General features: G+C 68.2%; 19 protein-coding genes and 4 pseudogenes. 9 read left to right on the forward strand and 14 right to left on the reverse strand.

Going from position 1 to position 17,531, the window contains the following annotated elements; translation table 11 throughout:
* Positions 1–8: 8 nt before the first annotated feature.
* Genes AB0399_RS05870 through AB0399_RS05880 form a run of 3 tightly spaced genes read right to left on the reverse strand, consistent with a single transcriptional unit; the run spans position 9 to position 2,706 of the window.
* Entirely contained in the window at positions 9–1,637 is a 1,629-nt protein-coding gene (locus AB0399_RS05870) for a site-specific integrase (protein WP_366410356.1), read from the reverse strand.
* 15 nt (positions 1,638–1,652) lie between these two features.
* Positions 1,653–1,970 carry a helix-turn-helix transcriptional regulator gene (locus AB0399_RS05875; protein WP_366410357.1) on the reverse strand — a complete coding sequence of 106 codons (318 nt, stop codon included), beginning with the start codon at positions 1,968–1,970 and terminating at the stop codon, positions 1,653–1,655.
* 19 nt (positions 1,971–1,989) lie between these two features.
* Complete coding sequence (locus AB0399_RS05880; RefSeq protein ID WP_366410358.1) at positions 1,990–2,706, reverse strand: hypothetical protein; 717 nt, start codon at positions 2,704–2,706, stop codon at positions 1,990–1,992.
* A gap of 280 nt (positions 2,707–2,986) precedes the next feature.
* Here AB0399_RS05880 and AB0399_RS05885 point away from each other — a divergent pair.
* Positions 2,987–3,136, forward strand: a pseudogene (locus AB0399_RS05885) (ATP-binding protein); the annotation flags it as partial.
* Between the two features lie 232 nt (positions 3,137–3,368).
* Complete coding sequence (locus tag AB0399_RS05890; RefSeq protein ID WP_366410359.1) at positions 3,369–3,803, forward strand: ATP-binding protein; 435 nt, start codon at positions 3,369–3,371, stop codon at positions 3,801–3,803.
* Positions 3,804–3,853: 50 nt separating this feature from the next.
* On the opposite strand, the gene AB0399_RS05895 is transcribed toward AB0399_RS05890, so the two are convergent.
* Both AB0399_RS05895 and AB0399_RS05900 read right to left on the reverse strand, forming a co-directional pair.
* Positions 3,854–4,369: a hypothetical protein gene (locus AB0399_RS05895; protein ID WP_366410360.1), complete on the reverse strand. Its 516-nt coding sequence runs from the start codon at positions 4,367–4,369 to the stop codon at positions 3,854–3,856.
* A 540-nt stretch (positions 4,370–4,909) separates the two neighbouring features.
* Positions 4,910–5,473 (reverse strand): annotated as a pseudogene (locus AB0399_RS05900) (site-specific DNA-methyltransferase); the annotation flags it as partial.
* Between AB0399_RS05900 and AB0399_RS05905 the strand changes: the two are divergent.
* The 3 genes and pseudogenes from AB0399_RS05905 to AB0399_RS05915 form a co-directional block, all read left to right on the forward strand.
* A pseudogene (locus AB0399_RS05905) lies at positions 5,461–5,721 on the forward strand (SCO6880 family protein); the annotation flags it as partial. The pseudogenes AB0399_RS05900 and AB0399_RS05905 sit on opposite strands and share 13 nt — an antisense overlap.
* Positions 5,722–5,758: 37 nt before the next feature.
* Complete coding sequence (locus AB0399_RS05910) at positions 5,759–6,214, forward strand: DUF6238 family protein (protein WP_366410361.1); 456 nt, start codon at positions 5,759–5,761, stop codon at positions 6,212–6,214.
* A gap of 27 nt (positions 6,215–6,241) precedes the next feature.
* Complete coding sequence (locus AB0399_RS05915) at positions 6,242–7,729, forward strand: ATP-binding protein (RefSeq protein WP_366410362.1); 1,488 nt, start codon at positions 6,242–6,244, stop codon at positions 7,727–7,729.
* A gap of 101 nt (positions 7,730–7,830) precedes the next feature.
* On the opposite strand, the gene AB0399_RS05920 is transcribed toward AB0399_RS05915, so the two are convergent.
* From AB0399_RS05920 to AB0399_RS05960, 9 genes and pseudogenes are all read right to left on the reverse strand, one after another.
* Positions 7,831–8,562: a class I SAM-dependent methyltransferase gene (locus AB0399_RS05920; RefSeq protein ID WP_366410363.1), complete on the reverse strand. Its 732-nt coding sequence runs from the start codon at positions 8,560–8,562 to the stop codon at positions 7,831–7,833.
* Positions 8,563–8,571: 9 nt separating this feature from the next.
* A complete protein-coding gene (locus AB0399_RS05925) occupies positions 8,572–10,344 on the reverse strand; it encodes a hypothetical protein (RefSeq protein WP_366410364.1) in 1,773 nt (590 codons plus the stop codon).
* Entirely contained in the window at positions 10,341–10,667 is a 327-nt protein-coding gene (locus AB0399_RS05930; protein WP_366410365.1) for a helix-turn-helix transcriptional regulator, read from the reverse strand. The genes AB0399_RS05925 and AB0399_RS05930 overlap by 4 nt, the downstream gene beginning before the upstream one ends.
* A 4-nt stretch (positions 10,668–10,671) precedes the next feature.
* The gene (locus tag AB0399_RS05935; RefSeq protein WP_366410366.1) at positions 10,672–10,962 is read right to left on the reverse strand and encodes a tyrosine-type recombinase/integrase; all 291 of its coding nucleotides are present in this window, start codon (positions 10,960–10,962) and stop codon (positions 10,672–10,674) included.
* The gene (locus tag AB0399_RS05940) at positions 10,962–11,834 is read right to left on the reverse strand and encodes a site-specific integrase (RefSeq protein WP_366410367.1); all 873 of its coding nucleotides are present in this window, start codon (positions 11,832–11,834) and stop codon (positions 10,962–10,964) included. Before AB0399_RS05940 ends, AB0399_RS05935 begins: the two co-directional genes overlap by 1 nt.
* A 492-nt stretch (positions 11,835–12,326) precedes the next feature.
* On the reverse strand, positions 12,327–12,662 hold the full coding sequence (locus AB0399_RS05945; protein WP_366410368.1) for a hypothetical protein: 336 nt from the start codon (positions 12,660–12,662) through the stop codon (positions 12,327–12,329).
* 140 nt (positions 12,663–12,802) lie between these two features.
* Positions 12,803–13,036 carry a hypothetical protein gene (locus AB0399_RS05950; RefSeq protein WP_366410369.1) on the reverse strand — a complete coding sequence of 78 codons (234 nt, stop codon included), beginning with the start codon at positions 13,034–13,036 and terminating at the stop codon, positions 12,803–12,805.
* 183 nt (positions 13,037–13,219) lie between these two features.
* A pseudogene (locus AB0399_RS05955) lies at positions 13,220–14,540 on the reverse strand (IS256 family transposase).
* Positions 14,541–14,791: 251 nt separating this feature from the next.
* On the reverse strand, positions 14,792–15,424 hold the full coding sequence (locus AB0399_RS05960; protein ID WP_329361731.1) for a type III effector protein: 633 nt from the start codon (positions 15,422–15,424) through the stop codon (positions 14,792–14,794).
* 126 nt (positions 15,425–15,550) lie between these two features.
* Here AB0399_RS05960 and AB0399_RS05965 point away from each other — a divergent pair, with 126 nt between their 5' ends.
* The 4 genes from AB0399_RS05965 (at position 15,551) to AB0399_RS05980 (ending at position 17,448) form a co-directional block, all read left to right on the forward strand.
* The gene (locus AB0399_RS05965; protein WP_366410370.1) at positions 15,551–15,985 is read left to right on the forward strand and encodes an Hsp20/alpha crystallin family protein; all 435 of its coding nucleotides are present in this window, start codon (positions 15,551–15,553) and stop codon (positions 15,983–15,985) included.
* Positions 15,986–16,082: 97 nt separating this feature from the next.
* Positions 16,083–16,478 carry a DUF2267 domain-containing protein gene (locus AB0399_RS05970; protein ID WP_366410371.1) on the forward strand — a complete coding sequence of 132 codons (396 nt, stop codon included), beginning with the start codon at positions 16,083–16,085 and terminating at the stop codon, positions 16,476–16,478.
* 53 nt (positions 16,479–16,531) lie between these two features.
* Entirely contained in the window at positions 16,532–16,975 is a 444-nt protein-coding gene (locus AB0399_RS05975) for a DUF2267 domain-containing protein (protein WP_366410372.1), read from the forward strand.
* Positions 16,976–17,247: 272 nt separating this feature from the next.
* Positions 17,248–17,448, forward strand: coding sequence for a hypothetical protein (locus AB0399_RS05980; RefSeq protein WP_366410373.1), 201 nt, complete (start codon positions 17,248–17,250; stop codon positions 17,446–17,448).
* Positions 17,449–17,531 lie beyond the last annotated feature (83 nt).

Raw genomic sequence — 17,531 nt, forward strand, 5'->3', positions numbered from 1 at the left:
AAGTTCCTCTACTGGTGCTGGTCGGACAGGCGTCCTGAGTCGATGTGATCAGCAAGGTAGATGAGGGTGGCCTGTGGGTCCATGCCGAAGGCGGCGGCGACGAGCTTGGGGTCCATGGTGTTCACCAGGTCGATGAGGCGGGTGCTGCGGATCATCCGGGGTGGGTATCCGCAGTCGTCAAGTACATGGGAAACGTAGGCAGTTGAGGCCGGGCTCCGCCCGGCCTTGGTTCCTTTGGTGACCATCACATGCGGGTTGGCCGTCGGCCACTTTGCGCGGTGGTCCAGGCAGCGTTCCAGCACGGTCCAGGAGGCGGGATCCAGCGGGACGGGATGAGGTCGCTTGCCGAGCCGGACAGTCTGGGCCGCAGCGTCGATGCCGGTGATCTTCAATGTCCGGACCTCTGCGCTGGAGGCTCCGTGCAGCAGAGCGAGGATGCCGAGCAGGGCCTCATGCCGGTGAACCTGGTCGTCGGTCGTCCATCGACGGAAGAGCTCGCGCTGCTGGTCGAGGGTGAGGGCGTGGCCGCGGAAGCTGCTGCGTTCCTTCACGATCAGAGTGCGGGTCGGGTCGATCAGCACGATGTGCTGGGAGCGAGCGAAGCGGAAGAACTGCCGCAGCACCACCAGTCGGCGCTTGCGGGCCTTGGGTGAGGTGGCCAGGAAGGCTTCGATGTCGTGCACGTCGACCAGGGCCCAGTCGTCCTTGCCACAGTGCTCGGTGAGGAAGCCGGCCAGGTCCCGCAGGATGGACAGGGCGGTTTCCAGGGTGTGGTTGCTGCGGGGGCGAGTGCCAGCCCGGCGGGCCCGGTCCTGGGCCCACATGCGGGAGGCGTCGAAGGCGACAACGGCTGGCGTGAGGGGCCCGGGGACTGCATCGATGCGGCGCTTGCGCCGCCCGGCGGCGAGCCGTTCGGCCTGATCGGTGGGCAGGGCCATGCCGCGATGGGTGAAGATGTCCTCAAGCACGCGGGCGAAGGTGCCCATCGATCGTCCAGGTCGTCGGGACCGTTCCAGAAGTGCCTGAGGCGAGTTGGGGTGCTCGTCCTGCAGGAGGCGGCCGAGGCCGGTGATCAGACCGCAGGCCCGGGAGACGCAGAAACGGGACGCGACATGCCCGACGAAGTCGTCCAGCCACGCCGGCGGGTTAACGAGTTGGTCGCGGAGGTGTTCGCCGCGGATGAAGGGCCGGCCCGGATGTTTCTGCCAGCAGGCTGAACACAGGCCAAGGCCGGCATGCCGTCGCAGTTGCCCGCACTCGCGGCAGGTCCGCGGGGGCTGCTTGTCCTGTCGGGGCCGGGAGCAATGTCCGCACCAGCCGGTCTCCTCGCGGAAATATCCGTGCTTGCCGCAGCGTGGGCAGGGCTGCTGGCCCGCGAGCCGGTCGGCCCTTCGCCGGCAGGCTCCGCAGAGCCGGTTATGGGCCGCGCGGACGGGTTGGCCGCACTGGTCGCAGACGCGCGAGCAGGTGATGCACCGGCCGGTGTCCTCCTGGAGGGCACGGTCCTTGCCGCAGGACGGACATACCGCCTTCGCTGCGTGTTCTTTCATCCGGCTCCAGCACCGGCAGCAGTGTTGGCGGTCGCGATAGCCGACCGGCCCGCCGCAGGTGACGCAGTCCCGCTGTTTCTTGCTCATGGAGAGGTCCGCAGGTCACAGAGGCGGCATCGACCGGCCCCGGGCGGAGCCGGCGACCTTCGGGACGTCGGCGACGGGCCGGAGCGAAGCCACAGGCCGCTCGACGGGGGTGGTGTCGATCTCGATCAGGTCGTTGGGGGTGCACTCCAGCGCGGTGCACAACGCGGCCAGGGTGGCCATCTTCACCTGCGAGGGTTCCTTGGTGAACAGCGCGGACACCGACGCCGAGGAAAGCTCCAGGCCGGCCTTCTCGGCCAGCAGCCGCCGCAGTTCGGTCCCGGTCCACACCTCGCGCTGGGCGGCGGCCATCCGCAGCCGCCATCGGATCTTCATGCCGTGGTGTCCTTCCCGGTCAGCTCGGCCAGAGTGCCAGCGACCGCCCGCTGATAGGCGTCCTCGATGAACGTCGCGGAGGGCCGGACATAACGCATGGTCGAGCTGACCGTCCAGTGACCGAGCATCTGCTGGTGGGGCGCACGTCGTTCAGGAACCATCGCAGCACCAGGTCCAGGCCGTCGAGCATGGGTACCCAGCGGGGCCGGGGCCCGGAGGTGTGAGCACCTTTGCCGAAGCGGACGTGGGGCTTGCCGAACGGGCCGCGGCTGAAGTGCACATCCGGCTTCTCCAACAGCGATGCCTCCTCCGAGCGGAGGCCGGCGTGATACAGGGTCCGGAACATCGCATAGTCCCGGGCGGCCGGGCCGTACTTCCTCGCGGTCGCGATCCGCTGCTTCATGAAGTCGAAGAACTCCGCCACCCGCTCCGGGGTCGGCGGCGGCACCAAGGCCGGGGAGTCGTCACCGACATGCCGGGAGGCGTTGAACTCATCGACCGAGCAGACCAACCGGACGCCGAACGCGGCCTCGATCTCAGCGGCCTTGCGGGCCTGCAGGAACCGGTGGAACCCCTTGAAGATCTGCACATACTCGCGGCGCGTCGACCTCGCCCTGCCCTTCACCGCGAGGTCGCCGACCACCCGGTCGACGTCCTCGGGCCTCACATCCCACGCCGGCCGCCCCAGCGCGGCGAGCGTCCGCTCCAGCAGGCCGATGTCGTTCTCGACGGTCACCGGGCTGAACCCGCGGGCCCGCCAGGAGGCGACGAACGCGTCCACGCACGCCGCCTGGAAGAGCCAAGGGTCCGTGACCAGCGGCCCCTTCGGAACACCACCGCCCGCGATGACCTGCAACCTCGCCTCGGCCACCGGCACACCTTCCTCGCGCCTGAACTCTCAAGGCAGCACCTGGAAAACCTGAGCACCACCACGAGATCCAACGAGGACCGCAGGAGGAGGAAACGGCCAGGTGGCAGCGGCAACTCCCGCGAGGGAACAAGTACCAGCCCCAGATGAATGGGGCCAGGTCTTCGGCGACGAGGTCCTGGCCACGGCGATCCTCGACCGCCTCCTACACCACTGCGAGGTCGTCTCGATCAACGGCAACAGCTACCGACTCAAGAACCGCCTTCAAGCCATCGAGAGGGACACCGACGTGGCCTGAGTGTTCCGCCACGCTGTCAGACCCGGCGCATAGGGTCGAACTGGATGGGGCCGGTTCCGAGGCCGCCAGCACCGGAGAACGGCAGCCTCCCTGGTCTGCGCGGGGGTGGTTTCGGCCCAACCGGCGTCCAGGCATGTTGAGGGCCACGAGTGCAGCCTGTCAGCCCGGCCCCATCCCCACACCACCAACCACCCGCCTCAACTCCCAAGACTGGTGCACAGATCTGCGTACTTTGTGGAGCACTCACAGGAGTACGCCGACACTCGCCGTCCGCCAGGGCACGAACGTCCGCTTCACGAAAACCAGCCGGGTCCTGGCCGAACTCGCCGGCGGCCACGCGGACCGCACCTGGGACAAGCGCATCCGCGAGCTGATCCGACCCGACGTCCTCATCATGGACGACTTCGCCATGCGGCAGCTCAGCGCGGCCCAGGCCGACGACCTCTACGAACTGGTCTCCGAGAGGCAGGGACGCTCGCTGATCATCACCAGCAACCGGGCTCCCAGCGACTGGTATCCGCTCTTCCCCAACCCCGTCGTCGCCGAGTCGCTCCTGAACCGACTGATCAACACCAGCCACCAGGTCATCATGAACGGACCCAGCTACCGACCCAACAAGCGCCCGAAGGGATCTGCCACGAAGGATGAGAACGTCCTGACCAAGTAGTTCCCGTTGGCCATCGCGGGTCCCGGCGACGGGGCCCGCACGCGCCGAGCTCACGCCTTGAACACCGAACCGCTCTCCACCACATAGTGCGGACGCCCTTCGCCCGAGCTGAGGAACCGCCAGTCTTCCCACTCCGGGCGCCCTGCCGGGAACACCTCCAAGGACATGCCGGACGAGAGCATCAGCTGAAGGTCGAACTCGTCGCCGACGCACACATGGTCGACGACGGGAGCATCTGCTGCGACGAGCTGCGTGACGGTTTCGACGCGGTCGTCGAACCGGCTCGTCCCGATCTCGCCCCCAGCCTCGAACCCAGCTCCGGCCCGCGCGCCCGGAACATAGAGATCGCCCTCCTGGACCATCGTGGAGACGCCGTTGAGCAGCCGCCAGCGGCACTGCAAGTGCAGTGACATCTCCGGGTGGACTGTGTGCTCGCCACGGTGGTCCACCCATGGCACGTCGTCACCGAACGTGAGCCACACAAGCGTCGCGGCCCGGCCGATGGCCGTAAACGGCCGTCCCTCCAGCTCGCGCAACGCGGCACGAGTGGCCTCCAGACCGGTCACAGCAGTCTCATCCCTCCTCGGCGCCGACGAACCCGAGTGCCGGCCGAAGGGCGGCATCGGAATCACAGGATACGGACGCAAGGTCCGAGGACCTGGGGAATTACGTGACCACGGCCCATGGGGAATTACGTGACCGTCCACAGGGGCCTCATCGCCCCTGCGAGGGGTAGCAACAGGCCGGGCAGGCCGCCGGCGGCGGGCTTGATACCGGGTCCTTGTCGCTCGTGCGAGGAGTAACAACACCATCGCCGCTTCGTCCAGCACAAGGACGCCGGCGGTCCTTACCGGCCCTCCGATGGGTGACAACTTGATGTTGGTCGGTGGCAGGCCGACAGAAAACCGGCGTCCTCATCGCCCCTACGGGGGATCAACGCCTCGATCGGGGCTTGGTCCAGGACCCCACAGGGTCCGCATCGCTCCGATGAAGGGCGCTACGCATCAGCCAATCCGACGGGCGGCCGGCGCGCGGGAAGTGCGGGGCCCCGGCCGCCATTGGGAGGCTGAAGTGCTTCGTCGGTCTCAGCGGCGTTCTCGCTTCGGTCACTCCTCGGGTCCGGCCAGGACGAAGTCGTCCTGCGTCAGCTCGGCCTGGAGCCTGCGCTCAGCGACAACGGCGTAGTGGTCGGACAGTTCGACGCCGATGAAGTGGCGGCCTTCGCGCAGGGCGGCGACTCCGGTGGAGCCGCTGCCGGTGAACGGGTCGAGGACGGTGCCGCCGGCGGGGCAGATGCGCACGAGCTGCCGCATGACCTCGACCGGCTTCTGGGTGATGTGGACCCGGTCCTTGCGGGGCTGGGAGGCGATGAAGTAGCCGGGAAGGTACAGGTCCCGGCTGCGGTCGAGGCTGCCCTTCACACCCCAGGTGATGAACTCCGACGCCTGTTTGAAGCCGCCCTTCCTCGGCCGGCTGGCGGGCTTGATCCACGGGATCGTGCCCGACCAGGTCCAGCCCGCTATCTGCAACGCGTCACTGGTGGTCGGTTCCTGCCGCCAGTCGGAGAACACCACGGCCACCGCGTGCTCGACCGCGGCCCGGTACGCCTCGGTGAGCAGTTCGGTCAGCCAGGAGCGGTAGCTGCGCTGGTCGCGGTTCTCGCCGGGGAACGTCCGAAGCCGACTCGATCGAGTACCAGGACATCAAGGCCCGCGAGCGCCAGCTCATCGCCGGACACGCCGATGTCGCCCTGACCGGCCTGCTGACCGTCAGCGCGGACACCGAGGACGAGCTGCGCTCCGCGTGCGCGGTCGTGGAGACCGCGGCCGTCGGCGCTCAGCTCGACCTGCGGGCCCTGAGTTGGCAGCAGGCCGAGGCGTTCACCGCCGCGGCCCTGCCTCTCGCCCTCGCTTCCTGATGCCGGCCCCGCCCCTTCCCGTCGAAAGAGCACCCCCATGTCCCGCACCGCCAGCACGCCGACCGCGCAGGACTTCGTGCCCTTCGCCACCGCCGCCCTCGACTTCCACCGCGCCCTCAACCTCCCCGCCGCCCCGCTCGCCGCCTCCCGGGTGGAACTCGACGCGCTGCACGAGCACCTGGTCGCCCTCTACGAACTGCTCGACGCGCACGCCCTGCGCACCGGAACGCTCGTCCCCGTCGAAGGCGACTTCCTGAGCGCCGCGCGCACCCGGATCTGGCAGGCCGCCGACCACGTGCACGCCGCCTACCACGCAGCTCCCCGGCCAGGCACCGGGGAGGTTCCCGACCGCGAGGCGTGCAGGGCCGGGCTGCCCGAAGGCGCCCCCGAGCTGACCGTCTGCCACCGGCACCAGCTCGCCGCCCGGCAGGTCCGGCGCCGCAGCACCCCGGCCGACCTGCACGCGCCGTTCACCGGCCTCGTCCGCCACTGATTCCGCCGTCTGTCTGGAGAACCGTTCATGCCCCGCACCCGCGCCAGCGCCTCCCACCTGTTCGTCCCCCGCAAAGCCTCCCGCGCCCAGCAGCGCGCCGCCCGCGCCGGATACGCCGAAGCCCGTCGCCAAGCCCGCCGCGCCCAAACCCCGCCCCGGCAACAGGGCGAGGACGGCCTCGATCCGGAGCTGCGGCCGACCTACCCGCCCTCGGGGCGCCCCGGTCCGGCATCCGCCCGCGGCGGGAAACTCCGCCTGCCCGCCCACCGCATGACCACCGCCACCGTCTCCGGCGCCTACCCCTTCCTCGCCGAGGGCGGACTCGGGGCGGAAGGGATCTTCATCGGCCGGGACGTCCACGCCGAGGCCGCGTTCTGCTACGACCCGTTCTCGCTGTACTCCAGCGGCCGAATCGAGGGCTTCACCAACCCCAACGCGGTGCTCGCCGGGATCATCGGCATGGGCAAGAGTGCGCTGGCCAAGTCCATCGCCACCCGGGCCGTCGCCCACGGATACAAGGTCTACGTCCCCTGCGACCCCAAGGGCGAATGGAGCCCCGTCGCCGAGGCATTGGGCGGCTACACCATCGCCCTCGGACCCGGTCTGCCCGGCCGGTTGAACCCGCTGGACGCCCCGGCCCGGCCTACTGCGGTGAGCGAGGCGGACTGGGCCACCGAGACCCGCAAACGCCGTCTGCTCCTGCTGGCGGGCCTGGCCCGCGATCTGCAGCCGATGGAGCACACCGCCCTCGACCTCGCCCTCGACCTGGTCGTCGCCCAGGCCGAGGCGACCGGCACAGTGCCGCTGCTCGGCGAAATCGCCCACGCCCTCGGCTCCCCGGACCGCCTCAACCACGCGCTCGGCGACCAAGCCGGACACATGGGCACCGCAGCCCAGGACCTCGCCCACGCCCTGCGCCGACTCGTCCACGGCGACCTCAGCGGCATGTTCGACGCGCCCTCAACGGTGGCCTTCGACCCAGCCACACCGATGCTGTCGATCGACCTGTCGCGCCTCGGCGGCTCCGGCGACGACACCGCCCTCGTCCTCGCCATGACCTGCGCCTCGGCGTGGATGGAGGCCGCGTTGGCAGATCCGGACGGCGGCAGGCGCTGGGTGATCTACGACGAGGCATGGCGCGTGATGCGGCACGTCGGCCTGCTGGAGCGGATGCAGTCCCAGTGGAAACTCTCCCGGGGGCTCGGCATCGCCAACCTCATGGTCATCCACCGGCTGTCCGACTTGCTCTCCGCGGGTGATGCCGGCTCGCGCGGCCGGGTGCTCGCCGAGGGGCTGCTCGCCGACTGCTCCACACGCATCATCTACCGCCAGGAACCCGACCAGCTCGCCGCCGCAGCCTCCCTGCTCGGGCTGACCGGCGTCGAAACCCAGGCCGTCTCCGCCCTCACCAAGGGCCGGGGCCTATGGAAAGTCGCAGGCCGCAGCTTTATCACGCAGCACCTGCTCCACCCGGCCGAACGGGCGCTGTTCGACACCGACGCCCGGATGCGCTGAAAGGTCCGTGAGTTCACGAATACCGACGTGCTGATCCCGATGAACTCACGGGGGAAAGCCCTGTGACGAACCTACTTGGGTGCGTAAGTCGTCGTTTCGACTCAACCAGTGTTCTGCAGCCGGAAGTGCTGAAGGGCGGAGCCTGGCGTGTTCTGGACGGAGACCACGCTCAGGCCAGCCCTCGCGGCGAGGCTCTCGAACCCGGCGCGGGTGTACCAGTGGATCACCCAGGGGCGGTCGGCGACAGTGCTCTCACCGTCACGGAGCCGCTCGTACCGCAACAACGTCGTCTGCGTCCGCGCGGCGTCGCTCCGTTCCTCGGACACTACCGACACACGCAACTCGGCGCCGTCGTCTGTCGTAGCGGTGCGCACTCGACCGATCTGTTCAGCAGGTGTAGGAGAGGGGACGAACAGAGGAACCAGGGCGGTGCCTCCCTCCCCAAAGTGATCGCGGACGCCGCGGAGGGCTGCCAGCGCGGTGGAGTCGTCGGGAAGGAGGTTGAAAGTCGGCCCGGCAAGGAAGATCGCACTATAGCGGCGTGCCAGATCGAGCGTCTCCATACGCTGATGATGGACGACGACGTCGACGCCTTGCTGCCGTGCCCGTTGCAGGCACCGGTCCAGCATGTCCGCCGAGGAGTCGACGCCCTCGACGTCCAAGCCGCGCCGACGCAGGTCGAGCAGCGGATCGCCGTCCCCGCACCCGAGTTCCAGGGCTGGAGAACCGGCCTCTTGCACAAAGGCCGCGTAGGGTTCCGGGTCTTGGGTGACCGCCTTCAGTGGCCCGTATATCTCGGCGACTATGCCGGTGTAAAAATCAGCTGGATCCACGCCCGCACCCTACGTTTCAACCGCGTGCTTGTCTCCACCTTTTTCGGCGTTCAGCTTCCCGCGTGGAGCGGTCAGGTCTGGGTGTTCAAGGGTGTTGGCGTAGCACAGTGCGGCGTCGAGGGACAGGCCGAACAGGTCGCAGATGCGGCGTACGTCTCCGCCGGTGGCGTGGATTTCCTGAAGGATTCGGTCCTCCCGCAGGGCTTGGGGTTTGAGGTCGGCTGCGGACCAGGGGAAGTTCCGGCTGACCGGGGTGGTGCGCGGCGCGGTCTTGCGATTGATGAACAGGTGGGTGTTGCCGGTGGTGGGCCACGTGCGCTGCCGGTGGTCGAGGTAGGCGGTCAGCCGGGTTCGGACGGGGCCGCCCAGGGGGATGGTCCGCTCGGCCAAGGTGAGGCGGCCGTCGTGGATGTCGGTGTGCTGCATGGCTGCGAGTTGTGGGCTGGTCAGTGCGTGGAAGCCGACGAGGGCGACGGCGAGCGCGATTGCCGGGTCGGGCGAGTTGAGGGCTTTGCGGATCGCTTCGGTGTCCAGGGGGACGGGGATGGTGGCGTTGACCGGGGTGATGGGCATGCCCCGGGTGGGGTTGGTGAAGATGAGCTTCCGGGATTTGAGGAGGGAGAACAGGGACCGGAAGCCGTGCTCGGCGAAGTGGCGATGGGCGCCTCGCGCGGGCAGCGAGTCGGTGAGTTGTTCTCGGCTGATCTCGGCAAGGGAATGGTGGCCGGCTTCGGCCCAGCTGCGCAGGATGGGGGCCATTCCCAGGATGTGCAGGTGTGCGGTCTGCGGGTGCCGGGGGCGCCGGCGAGGTACCTGCCGGCTTCCCTCAATCATGATGTCGAGCCATACCTGCAGCTGGTCGGTCATGGGCTGCGGGAGTTCGACGGTGTGCTTGGTGAAGTAGTGGCGTACGGCCAGCGTGCGGTCGTCGATGAGGAGATCGGCCGCGGCGAGGATCTCCAGGGTCGACAGGGCGGTCCCGCCGATCCGAGGCAGTTCGAGGACGTCGCTGGCGTGGATCTTGGCGCCGGGGGTGTCCTGGAGGGCCTGGAGGAGTTTCAGCGAGCGTTTGACCTCGTTGGTGACCTTCTTGCTCCAGCCGTGCCGGGCGGCGTGCTCGCGGAGGATGCCGTCGCAGTAGACCAGCATCTCGGTGTCGGGGACGGCGATACGGCGTTTGAGCGCGCCCTGGTGGGGCGGCATGCGGAACAGGAGCAGCTGCCGGTGACGCGCCAGAGTGAACTCCCCTCCTCGGCCGGGTTGTGGGTCGTGCTGGGCGGGCACCGGAGTTCCTTTGAGGGCGTCACGTTGGCGCCGCGGCGCGTAGGCGTGGTGCAGGTTGGCCAGGTAGAGCTGTTGGCCACTCCGGCTGACCGCGGCGTAGTCGACGGCCCGACCGAGCTCTTTGAGCCGGCGGCCTTCCACACTGCACAGACGGCAGGCGCCGCCCTCGCCGATCGGCGTTGTCTGGCCGCAGACCATGCATGCGGCGGCCGGATAGTGCTGTGCCCACCAGCGGCAGCTCCAGCAGTTCCAGCTGTTGGAGCGTTGAACGCCCCAGGCAAGGCATCCGCGGCAGGACCCCGGATGGGTCGGTCCGCCCGGGTGGCAGGAGGAGCACAGGCCCTGGCTGAAGTAGTCGTCGGTGGAGCCGCAGCCCGCGCACGGCGGCGGCGTGAATGGGCCGCCGGGCAGGCACTGGTAGCAGACCTCCACGCGCGGCTTGCTCCAGGCGATGCGGTTGATCTGGCAGCGCAGGCACTTGGGAGGTGGGCTGGTCACAGCGGTGGCTCCGATCGGTGTTGTCCGAACCGGGGCGTGACGATCACCGCCGCGTCGGACGTGGCGGAGGCGGCCTGTTGCACGGTGGGCCTGCGGGCCTCGACCTTGTCGGGTTCGCGGATCAGCAGCGCGGTGGGATCGCAATCGAGGACCGCGCAGATCACGTCCAGGTCGTCCAGGCGGATCGTGGTCGGGGTGCCGGTCCACAGTGCCGACATCTTCCCGGCGCTGATCTCCAGTCCCGCGGCCGCGAGTTGGCGGCGCATCTCGGTGGACTTCCAGATGCCGTGCTCGGCGGCCGTCATGCGCAGGTTCCAGCGCACCGGGTCATCCCTCCAGTCCGAAGCGCGAGGTAAGGCGCTGGTTGGCCTGGGTCCAGGCCCGTTCGACGTGGTCGCTGCGGACGTGGATGTAGCGGGTCGTGGTCGACAGCCACTCGTGCCCGAGCAGTTCCTGCAGGGCCTTGAGGTCCATCCCGTCGCCGTACAGCGAGGAGGCGCAGTAGTGCCGCAGCACGTGCGGAGTCAGCCGCCCCGACCAGGCCGGCAACCAAAGGCCGGCCTGGTCTTTCAGGGCCTGCCGCAGGGAATCGTCACCGACCCGGCCGCAGCGGTTCATCACCAGACGTGCCGCTCGCTGGGCAGCATCGGAGCATCCGGGTCAGCCCAGTCAGGTTCGAACTGGTGACGGACCTCGGCGAGCCACCAGTCGATCAGCCGGTCGGCGCCGTTGATCGCCGGCACCAGTCGCGGTTTCGCCCCGCGTCCCCTGCTGCCCTTGCCGTGGCGGACGTGCAGTTTCCCGAACGTGCCCAGGTCAGGCCGCCAGTCGCGAATATCAAGCATGCCCGTCTCGTTGATCCGCAGGCCCAGCCGACGCCACAACGATGCGGCGAAGTAGTTCCGCGCTGCAGGCAGGTACTTGCGCGCCCCGGGGATCGTCCCGCGCCACTGGTCGAAGAGCCGGCCCACCTCCGCGTCGGACGGGGGCACCCGCACATCTCCAGGCGCCGTCCCCGACGGCCGGTTGTACTCGTCGATCGGCTGGTCGACGACACAGCCGACCAGCGCATGGACGTCGCCCTGATAGCGGCTGATCACGAAGTCGTAGAACTGAGCCACCATGCCGGCCTTGCCCGCACGGGTCCTGGTAGACCGGCCCAAGCGGCGCAGTTCGGCCAGGAACCGGTCCGCATCATCACACGACGCCGTCCACAACGGGCCCGGAAACGACCGCAGAAACTCCACGACCGAGGTACGGGCGTTCCCGATGTGCCCGTCCGTCAGCCCGGCAGCAGCCATCGACAAGGCGTACTGGTCGACGATCTCCTGCTCGAAGTCCTCGACCTCCTCCGCCGTCCGCAACGCCCGCGCAGACGACAGATTGCGGACCACACCAGCGTCATCGGCCGCTCGGTTCACACAACTGGCGCATGCGTCAGGGATACCGCCACGGCTTCGAGAATCCCGACGAAACACCAGAATCTTCATCAAGCCGAGTGAACCCCGTCCGAGCTGGACGTAGGTCAGCGGGACGTGCTTGCGCGCTACGAACTCGCGGCAATGGAGACAAAGGTCCGTGAGTTCATGGATGCCAAGGCGCTCATCCCGCTGAACTCACGGAGGGAAAATCAATGGAGATCATACTCGGTGCCCTGAGTTCCGGACCGTGTTTGCCGCCTTGGTCCACAGGACCCGACGGCGGACCTCCCAACTTCGAGCGGGTCTGCCAAACGTCTTACAGTCCCGAACCGGCTCGAAGAGCATGTTCTGGCGGGTCCCCCGGGCCGGCGGAAAAGCGGCACCCGGGAGCCGATCCGGTTCGAATCGCTGGGAATTTCCGCGACATGAGCCGGATAATCATTCCAAGCCGCCACACGCGAATATGACCTCGACCAGCGTAGAGCGCCCGGCGCCTCGCCCGCTCAGGGCTCTCGACCCCCAGGGAAAGTAGAATCGTTCTACGCATCGAACCAGGGCAGATCACATCTCTGAATTATCGCCCACTGCATACGATTCGACTACCTTGTTGACTATGATTCCAGCTTCCAGGACTCCCAGTCCAGAAGCACGCGACCGTAGCGCTCGGACAGCAGCAATCTTGTCCGATTGAGCGTTGACTTTTTCTTCTTTTAGAGTCTCCAATGCCCATTGGACTCGCGGATCGGGAGACGCAGCCACCATTTCGGAAATCTTGCGGCATGCCTTCTGCAGGCCGGGAAGGTCGGCTCCGTCCGCCATAGCGGCGAGTCGCTCTATCGCCGCGAGCGCCATGGCGAGGTTGTCGATGACAACGAATCCGGGCTTAGTTTTGGCCATATATTTCCCCTTTTCATGGTGGATGGACGGGTGGATGGGGCGAGCTTATCGCCCCACCCACCCGCTCAGGGACTACTTGCAGTTGCCAAGAATCTGGTCAACGCCCGACACACTGAGTGACAGCGTGAGTCCCATCTTAGCTAGCGCGTGAGTTTCTCGCTTCTGTTGGTCGCGCCAACGACCAAGCGCGCCGCATCTTTGAAGCCTCCGAGTTCACGAATTTCACGTCTGATGCGCAGAAGCTTGGATGCTGGAAGCCAGAGGGATGCAACCACCTGGACGATCGCAGCCGCGCACTTCGCAATCTTCCATGCTTTTCGGAGCTTGCTGAGCCAGCTGTGGCCGTCCAGATCGTACGCGGCCAGCGAGTCCACAGGGTATCCGTAATGATTCGGCGAACCGTCAATCACCGGGCCGGGCTGCAAGAACCTTCCGCTGGTCGGATCGTATAGACGACTTCCCATGAGTACGAGAGCCGACGGAGTCTCGCTGGAGCGTTGTTCGGATCGATCCGATCCGGGACTGTCAAACGAGTGGTGTAACTAGGGTTGTTGAGGTTACTGGTGGGCGGCTGACAGGCGGCCGTCGAAGGTGATGTCGAACGCGTTCAGCGCTGTTTTCCAGCGCATGGTCCAGCGGGCCTGTCCATTGCCCGTGGGGTCGAGGGACATGACCGCCATGTAGACGCACTTCAGGGCGGCCTGCTCGTTGGGGAAGTGTCCGCGGGCCTTGACCGCCCGACGGATCCGCGCGTTCACCGACTCGATCGCGTTCGTCGTGCAGACGATGCGGCGGATCTCGGTGTCGAACCGCAGGAACGGGGTGAACTCTCCCCCAGACTCCGTCCGGGGGTACCCCCACCCAGGCGTTCTCCCACAGCTTCACGATCGCCGGATACTTCCGGCCCCATGCCCCGGCGAACTCGGCGAACCGCTCGAGTGCGGCCTCCTCGGTCGCAGCGGTGTAGACGGGCTTGAGCACCTTCGCGATCTTGTCCCAGTCCTGGCGGGCGGCATAGCGGAAGGAGTTCCGCAGCAGGTGCACCACGCAGGTCTGGACGATCGTCTTCGGCCAGACGGCCTCGACCGCGTCGGGCAGGCCCCTGAGTCCGTCGCAGACCAGCATGAGGACGTCGTTCACGCCGCGGTTCTTGATCTCGGTGAGGATGTGCATCCAGTGCTTGGCGCCCTCGCCGCCGTCGCCGGCCCACAGCCCGAGGATGTCGCGCCGGCCCTCGGTCGTGACCGCCAAGGCCACGTAGATGGGCCGGTTGGCGACCGCGCCGTCGCGGATCTTCACGTGGATGGCGTCGATGAAGACCACCGGGTAGACGGCGTCCAGGGGCCGGTTCTGCCATTCGGCCATGCCCTCGAGGACCTTGTCGGTGATCGTGGAGATGGTCTGGCGGGACACGTCGGCGCCGTAGACCTCGGCGAGGTGAGCCTGGACCTCGCCGGTGGCCAGGCCCTTCGCAGACAGGGAGATGACCATCTCGTCCACGCCGGTCAGGCGCTTCTGCCGCTTCTTGACGATCTTCGGCTCGAAGGAGCCTTCGCGGTCGCGAGGCACGGTTATCTCCACCGGGCCGACATCGGTGAGCACGGTCTTGGCCCGGGTGCCGTTGCGTGAGTTCCCGCCGTTCTTCCCGGCGGGATCATGTTTGTCATAGCCGAGGTGGTCAGTGATCTCGCCCTCGAGAGCGGACTCCAGCAGCCGCTTGGTCAGCAGCTGGAGCAGCCCGCCCTCACCGGTCAGCTGCAAGCCCTCGGCCTGAGCCCGGCCCACCAACTCGTCAATCAGCCGGTCGTCCACAAGCTTCGACGGCACCGCCTCAGACGGCTCATCAGACTTGCCCTCGGTCACGTTGTCGCTGTTCATCGATGCATCTTCCATGATCGGGAGTTACACCGAACGTTTGACAGTCCCGCGGTGAGCGCGGCCGGTTCAGGAGTCTGAGGACCCATCCCCCGGCCTCGCCGTGGGGCGGCGGAATCGTTGGTGAGGTGTCGGGCCGGGAGGGGCTGACCACGCAGGTTGGCCCGCAGGCCGGCCGCGTCGGTCTTCAGGTCTCTCCTCGTCTTCCCAGGGGCGGACGTGACCGGGCTGCTGTCGCGGTGCGTGGGGTGGGGTCAGGGGGGTGTGAGGGTGTCGAGCCGGGCAGTGAGGTCGGGGTGGGCGGCGGCCAGGTACGGGCGGGTGGCGGCAAGGGGAGCGATGAGGTCGGCGGGGTCGTCGTGGGCGAGGGCGGCGTGAAGCGCGCCGAGCGGGCGGCGGGCGGCGGGCGGAAGGTCGGTGAGGGCGGTGATCTGGCCGGCGAGGCGGCGCAGGTCGGCCACGTTGTGGCGGGCCCAGGCGGCGACGGTGCGGTCGGCGGCGCGGCGTTCGCGGGTGGCCTGGACGCGTTGTTCGCCGGTGGTGCCGACGGGTCCGGGGCGGCCGCGCAGGTAGCGGCGTTCGGCGGCCTGGCGGCTGGCTACGCCCAGGGGTTGGGCGAGGTCGGCCCAGCTGGCGCCCGCGTCGCGGGCCGTTTCGATCAGCCCGGTCTCCCATCCGGCGAGCTGCTCGCGGACCTGCCGGAGCAGCATCAGGGAGGCCAGGGCCGCCTCCGGTCCGGGAACGGGAGAGCCGGTGGTGTCGGGAGCCTCGTCCCGGGCGGTGTGCAGGGCGTCTTCTATGGCTTTCAGGGCGGCCGCGGCGGCGAGGAATGTCGCCGGGCGGTGGGCGCCGGTGCTGGGCGTGGACGGCTGGTCGGCTGTGGTCACGACACCTCCTCCTCCTTGTCATCCAATGGACGACTTCATGTTTGTCATCCATTGGATGACATGCTACAACAGTGTCAGTGCAGCGCATTGGCAGCAACTGCCCGAACCCGCTGGAGGTGTTTCACGATGTTGATGCGCACTGACCCCTTCCGTGAGATGGACCGGATCGCTCAGCAGCTGATGGGGCCGGGTACCTGGTCGAAGCCGTCGGCGATGCCGATGGACGCCTACCGCGAGGGCGACGAGTTCGTGGTGGCCTTCGACCTGCCCGGCGTGAGCGCGGACGCGATCGACATCGACGTCGAGCGGAACATGCTCACCGTCAAGGCCGAGCGCAGGCCGGTGGCGAAGGGCGACGACGTGCAGATGGAGCTGTCCGAGCGGCCGCTGGGCGTGTTCTCCCGCCAGGTCGTGCTCGCCGACACCCTCGACACGGAGCACATCAAGGCCGACTACGACGCGGGCGTGCTGACCCTGCTCATCCCGATCGCGGAGCGCGCCAAGCCCCGCAAGATCTCCATCGGCGTCGGATCATCCGGCCACAAGGAGATCTCCGGCTGACACCGGACAGGTGCGGAGGACGGGCATCCGATCTTCCCCTCACCCGCCCTCCGCACCCCGTGCGCAGTCCGAAGGACAAGAAGGGGTGACGGCCGAGATGACTCTGCGACACGAAGCATTCCTCGACGATGTGAAGGAACGCGGCGAATACGGCACTGCGGAGGAAGCCGAGCGCGCGGCCCGTGTGGTGCTCGCCCTGCTCGGCGCGCATCTGGTCGGCGAGGTTCGCGCCCAGCTCGCGGCACGTCTCCCGGAGGAATTCGCCCTGATTCTGCTCAACCCCCTGCAGAGCGCCGAACCGCTCCCCCCGGAGCGGTTCGTGCGGGCGACCGCGGCCTGGATCGAGGGCGCCACCGAGCAGACCGCGACCTGGGATGTCAGCGCCGTGCTGTCCACGGTCGCCGACACGGCCGGCGAGGACCTGCTGGGGCAGATCCTGCTCCAGCTCCCCGCCGGCTACGACCTCCTCTTCGGCCGTCCCCAGCCCACCTGACCCCTCCCTCGGTGCCCCACACCTGCACCGCTCCACGAAAGGCACACACCGCAGTGATCACCGACGTGCGCGTACCGGCTGAGCACCAGCAGCTGTACTCGACGGCGTATGAGCAGATGCTGGAGAAGGTCCGCTACGAAGGCGCCTACCCCACCCGCAAGAGAGCCGAGGAAGCCGTCCGCCTGGTTCTCGCCGGGCTCGGGCGCCAACTGACCGGCGACGAACGCGTCGACCTTGCCGCCTGCCTGCCCCTGGAAGCCGCACGTGTCCTGACCGCACAGGTCCCCGACACCCAGCCGCTGACCGGCTGGGCCTTCGTCAAGGACATCGCCGCCCGCTCCGGCGCATCCCTGGCCGCCACCCGCTGGGACACCGGCTCCGTCCTCGCGGCCGTCACCGCCCACGCCGGCCCTGACCTCATCACCCGCATCCTCCACCAGCTCCCCACCGGCCACGCGCTGTTGTTCGGCCGCGCCGAACTCACCTCCGCCGCGTAAACGGCACCGGCACCCCGGGGCCGCAACAGGTTCCCTCCGGCGGCCTTCGGTGAAGTCCCCGATCCGCGCGATCGGGGACTTCCGCCTTCGCTGTCGGGTCGTCTTCACGGTGTACGAGATGAAGCGGCTCGGGCGCGATGCGGCCGAACTCACCACGCTGGCCGACCATCTCACCGCGCACGGCCTGGTGCTGGAGATGCTCGCCGGGCCCCTACCCGGCATCTACCAACCCCACCGGGCCCGGGAAGCTGCTGTTCGCGTTCTTCGCCGCGATGGCAGAGACAGAGCGGGAGAACATCCGGGAGTCCACCCTGGAGGGGCTCGACACCGCGGCCCGCAAGGGCAAGCACGGCGGCCGGCCGCCGGTCATCACCGACAACACGCTGCACACCGTGCTGCGGCGCCGCGCGGGCGGCGAGTCCGCCGAGCAGATCCAGCCCCGACCTGTTCATCCCCACCGGCTAGTGTTCTGAGTCGGGAATTCGCTTCAGATATCCGGCGAGGCGTTCGAGGATGTCCTCTGCGGTCTTGGTCCAGATGTAGGGCTTGGGATCGG

Source organism: Streptomyces sp. NPDC088194, from assembly GCF_040702025.1.
Classification (GTDB): domain Bacteria; phylum Actinomycetota; class Actinomycetes; order Streptomycetales; family Streptomycetaceae; genus Actinacidiphila.

Bases quoted from the DNA above. Each gene is read 5' to 3' on its own strand.
- AB0399_RS05875 (WP_366410357.1), bottom strand. From the start codon at position 1,970: ATGAAGATCCGATGGCGGCTGCGGATGGCCGCCGCCCAGCGCGAGGTG.
- AB0399_RS05915 (WP_366410362.1), top strand. From the start codon at position 6,242: ATGCCCCGCACCCGCGCCAGCGCCTCCCACCTGTTCGTCCCCCGCAAA.
- AB0399_RS05940 (WP_366410367.1), bottom strand. From the start codon at position 11,834: ATGAAGATTCTGGTGTTTCGTCGGGATTCTCGAAGCCGTGGCGGTATC.
- AB0399_RS05945 (WP_366410368.1), bottom strand. From the start codon at position 12,662: ATGGCCAAAACTAAGCCCGGATTCGTTGTCATCGACAACCTCGCCATG.
- AB0399_RS05910 (WP_366410361.1), top strand. From the start codon at position 5,759: ATGTCCCGCACCGCCAGCACGCCGACCGCGCAGGACTTCGTGCCCTTC.
- AB0399_RS05870 (WP_366410356.1), bottom strand. From the start codon at position 1,637: ATGAGCAAGAAACAGCGGGACTGCGTCACCTGCGGCGGGCCGGTCGGC.
- AB0399_RS05965 (WP_366410370.1), top strand. From the start codon at position 15,551: ATGTTGATGCGCACTGACCCCTTCCGTGAGATGGACCGGATCGCTCAG.
- AB0399_RS05935 (WP_366410366.1), bottom strand. From the start codon at position 10,962: ATGAACCGCTGCGGCCGGGTCGGTGACGATTCCCTGCGGCAGGCCCTG.
- AB0399_RS05980 (WP_366410373.1), top strand. From the start codon at position 17,248: ATGGCAGAGACAGAGCGGGAGAACATCCGGGAGTCCACCCTGGAGGGG.
- AB0399_RS05970 (WP_366410371.1), top strand. From the start codon at position 16,083: ATGACTCTGCGACACGAAGCATTCCTCGACGATGTGAAGGAACGCGGC.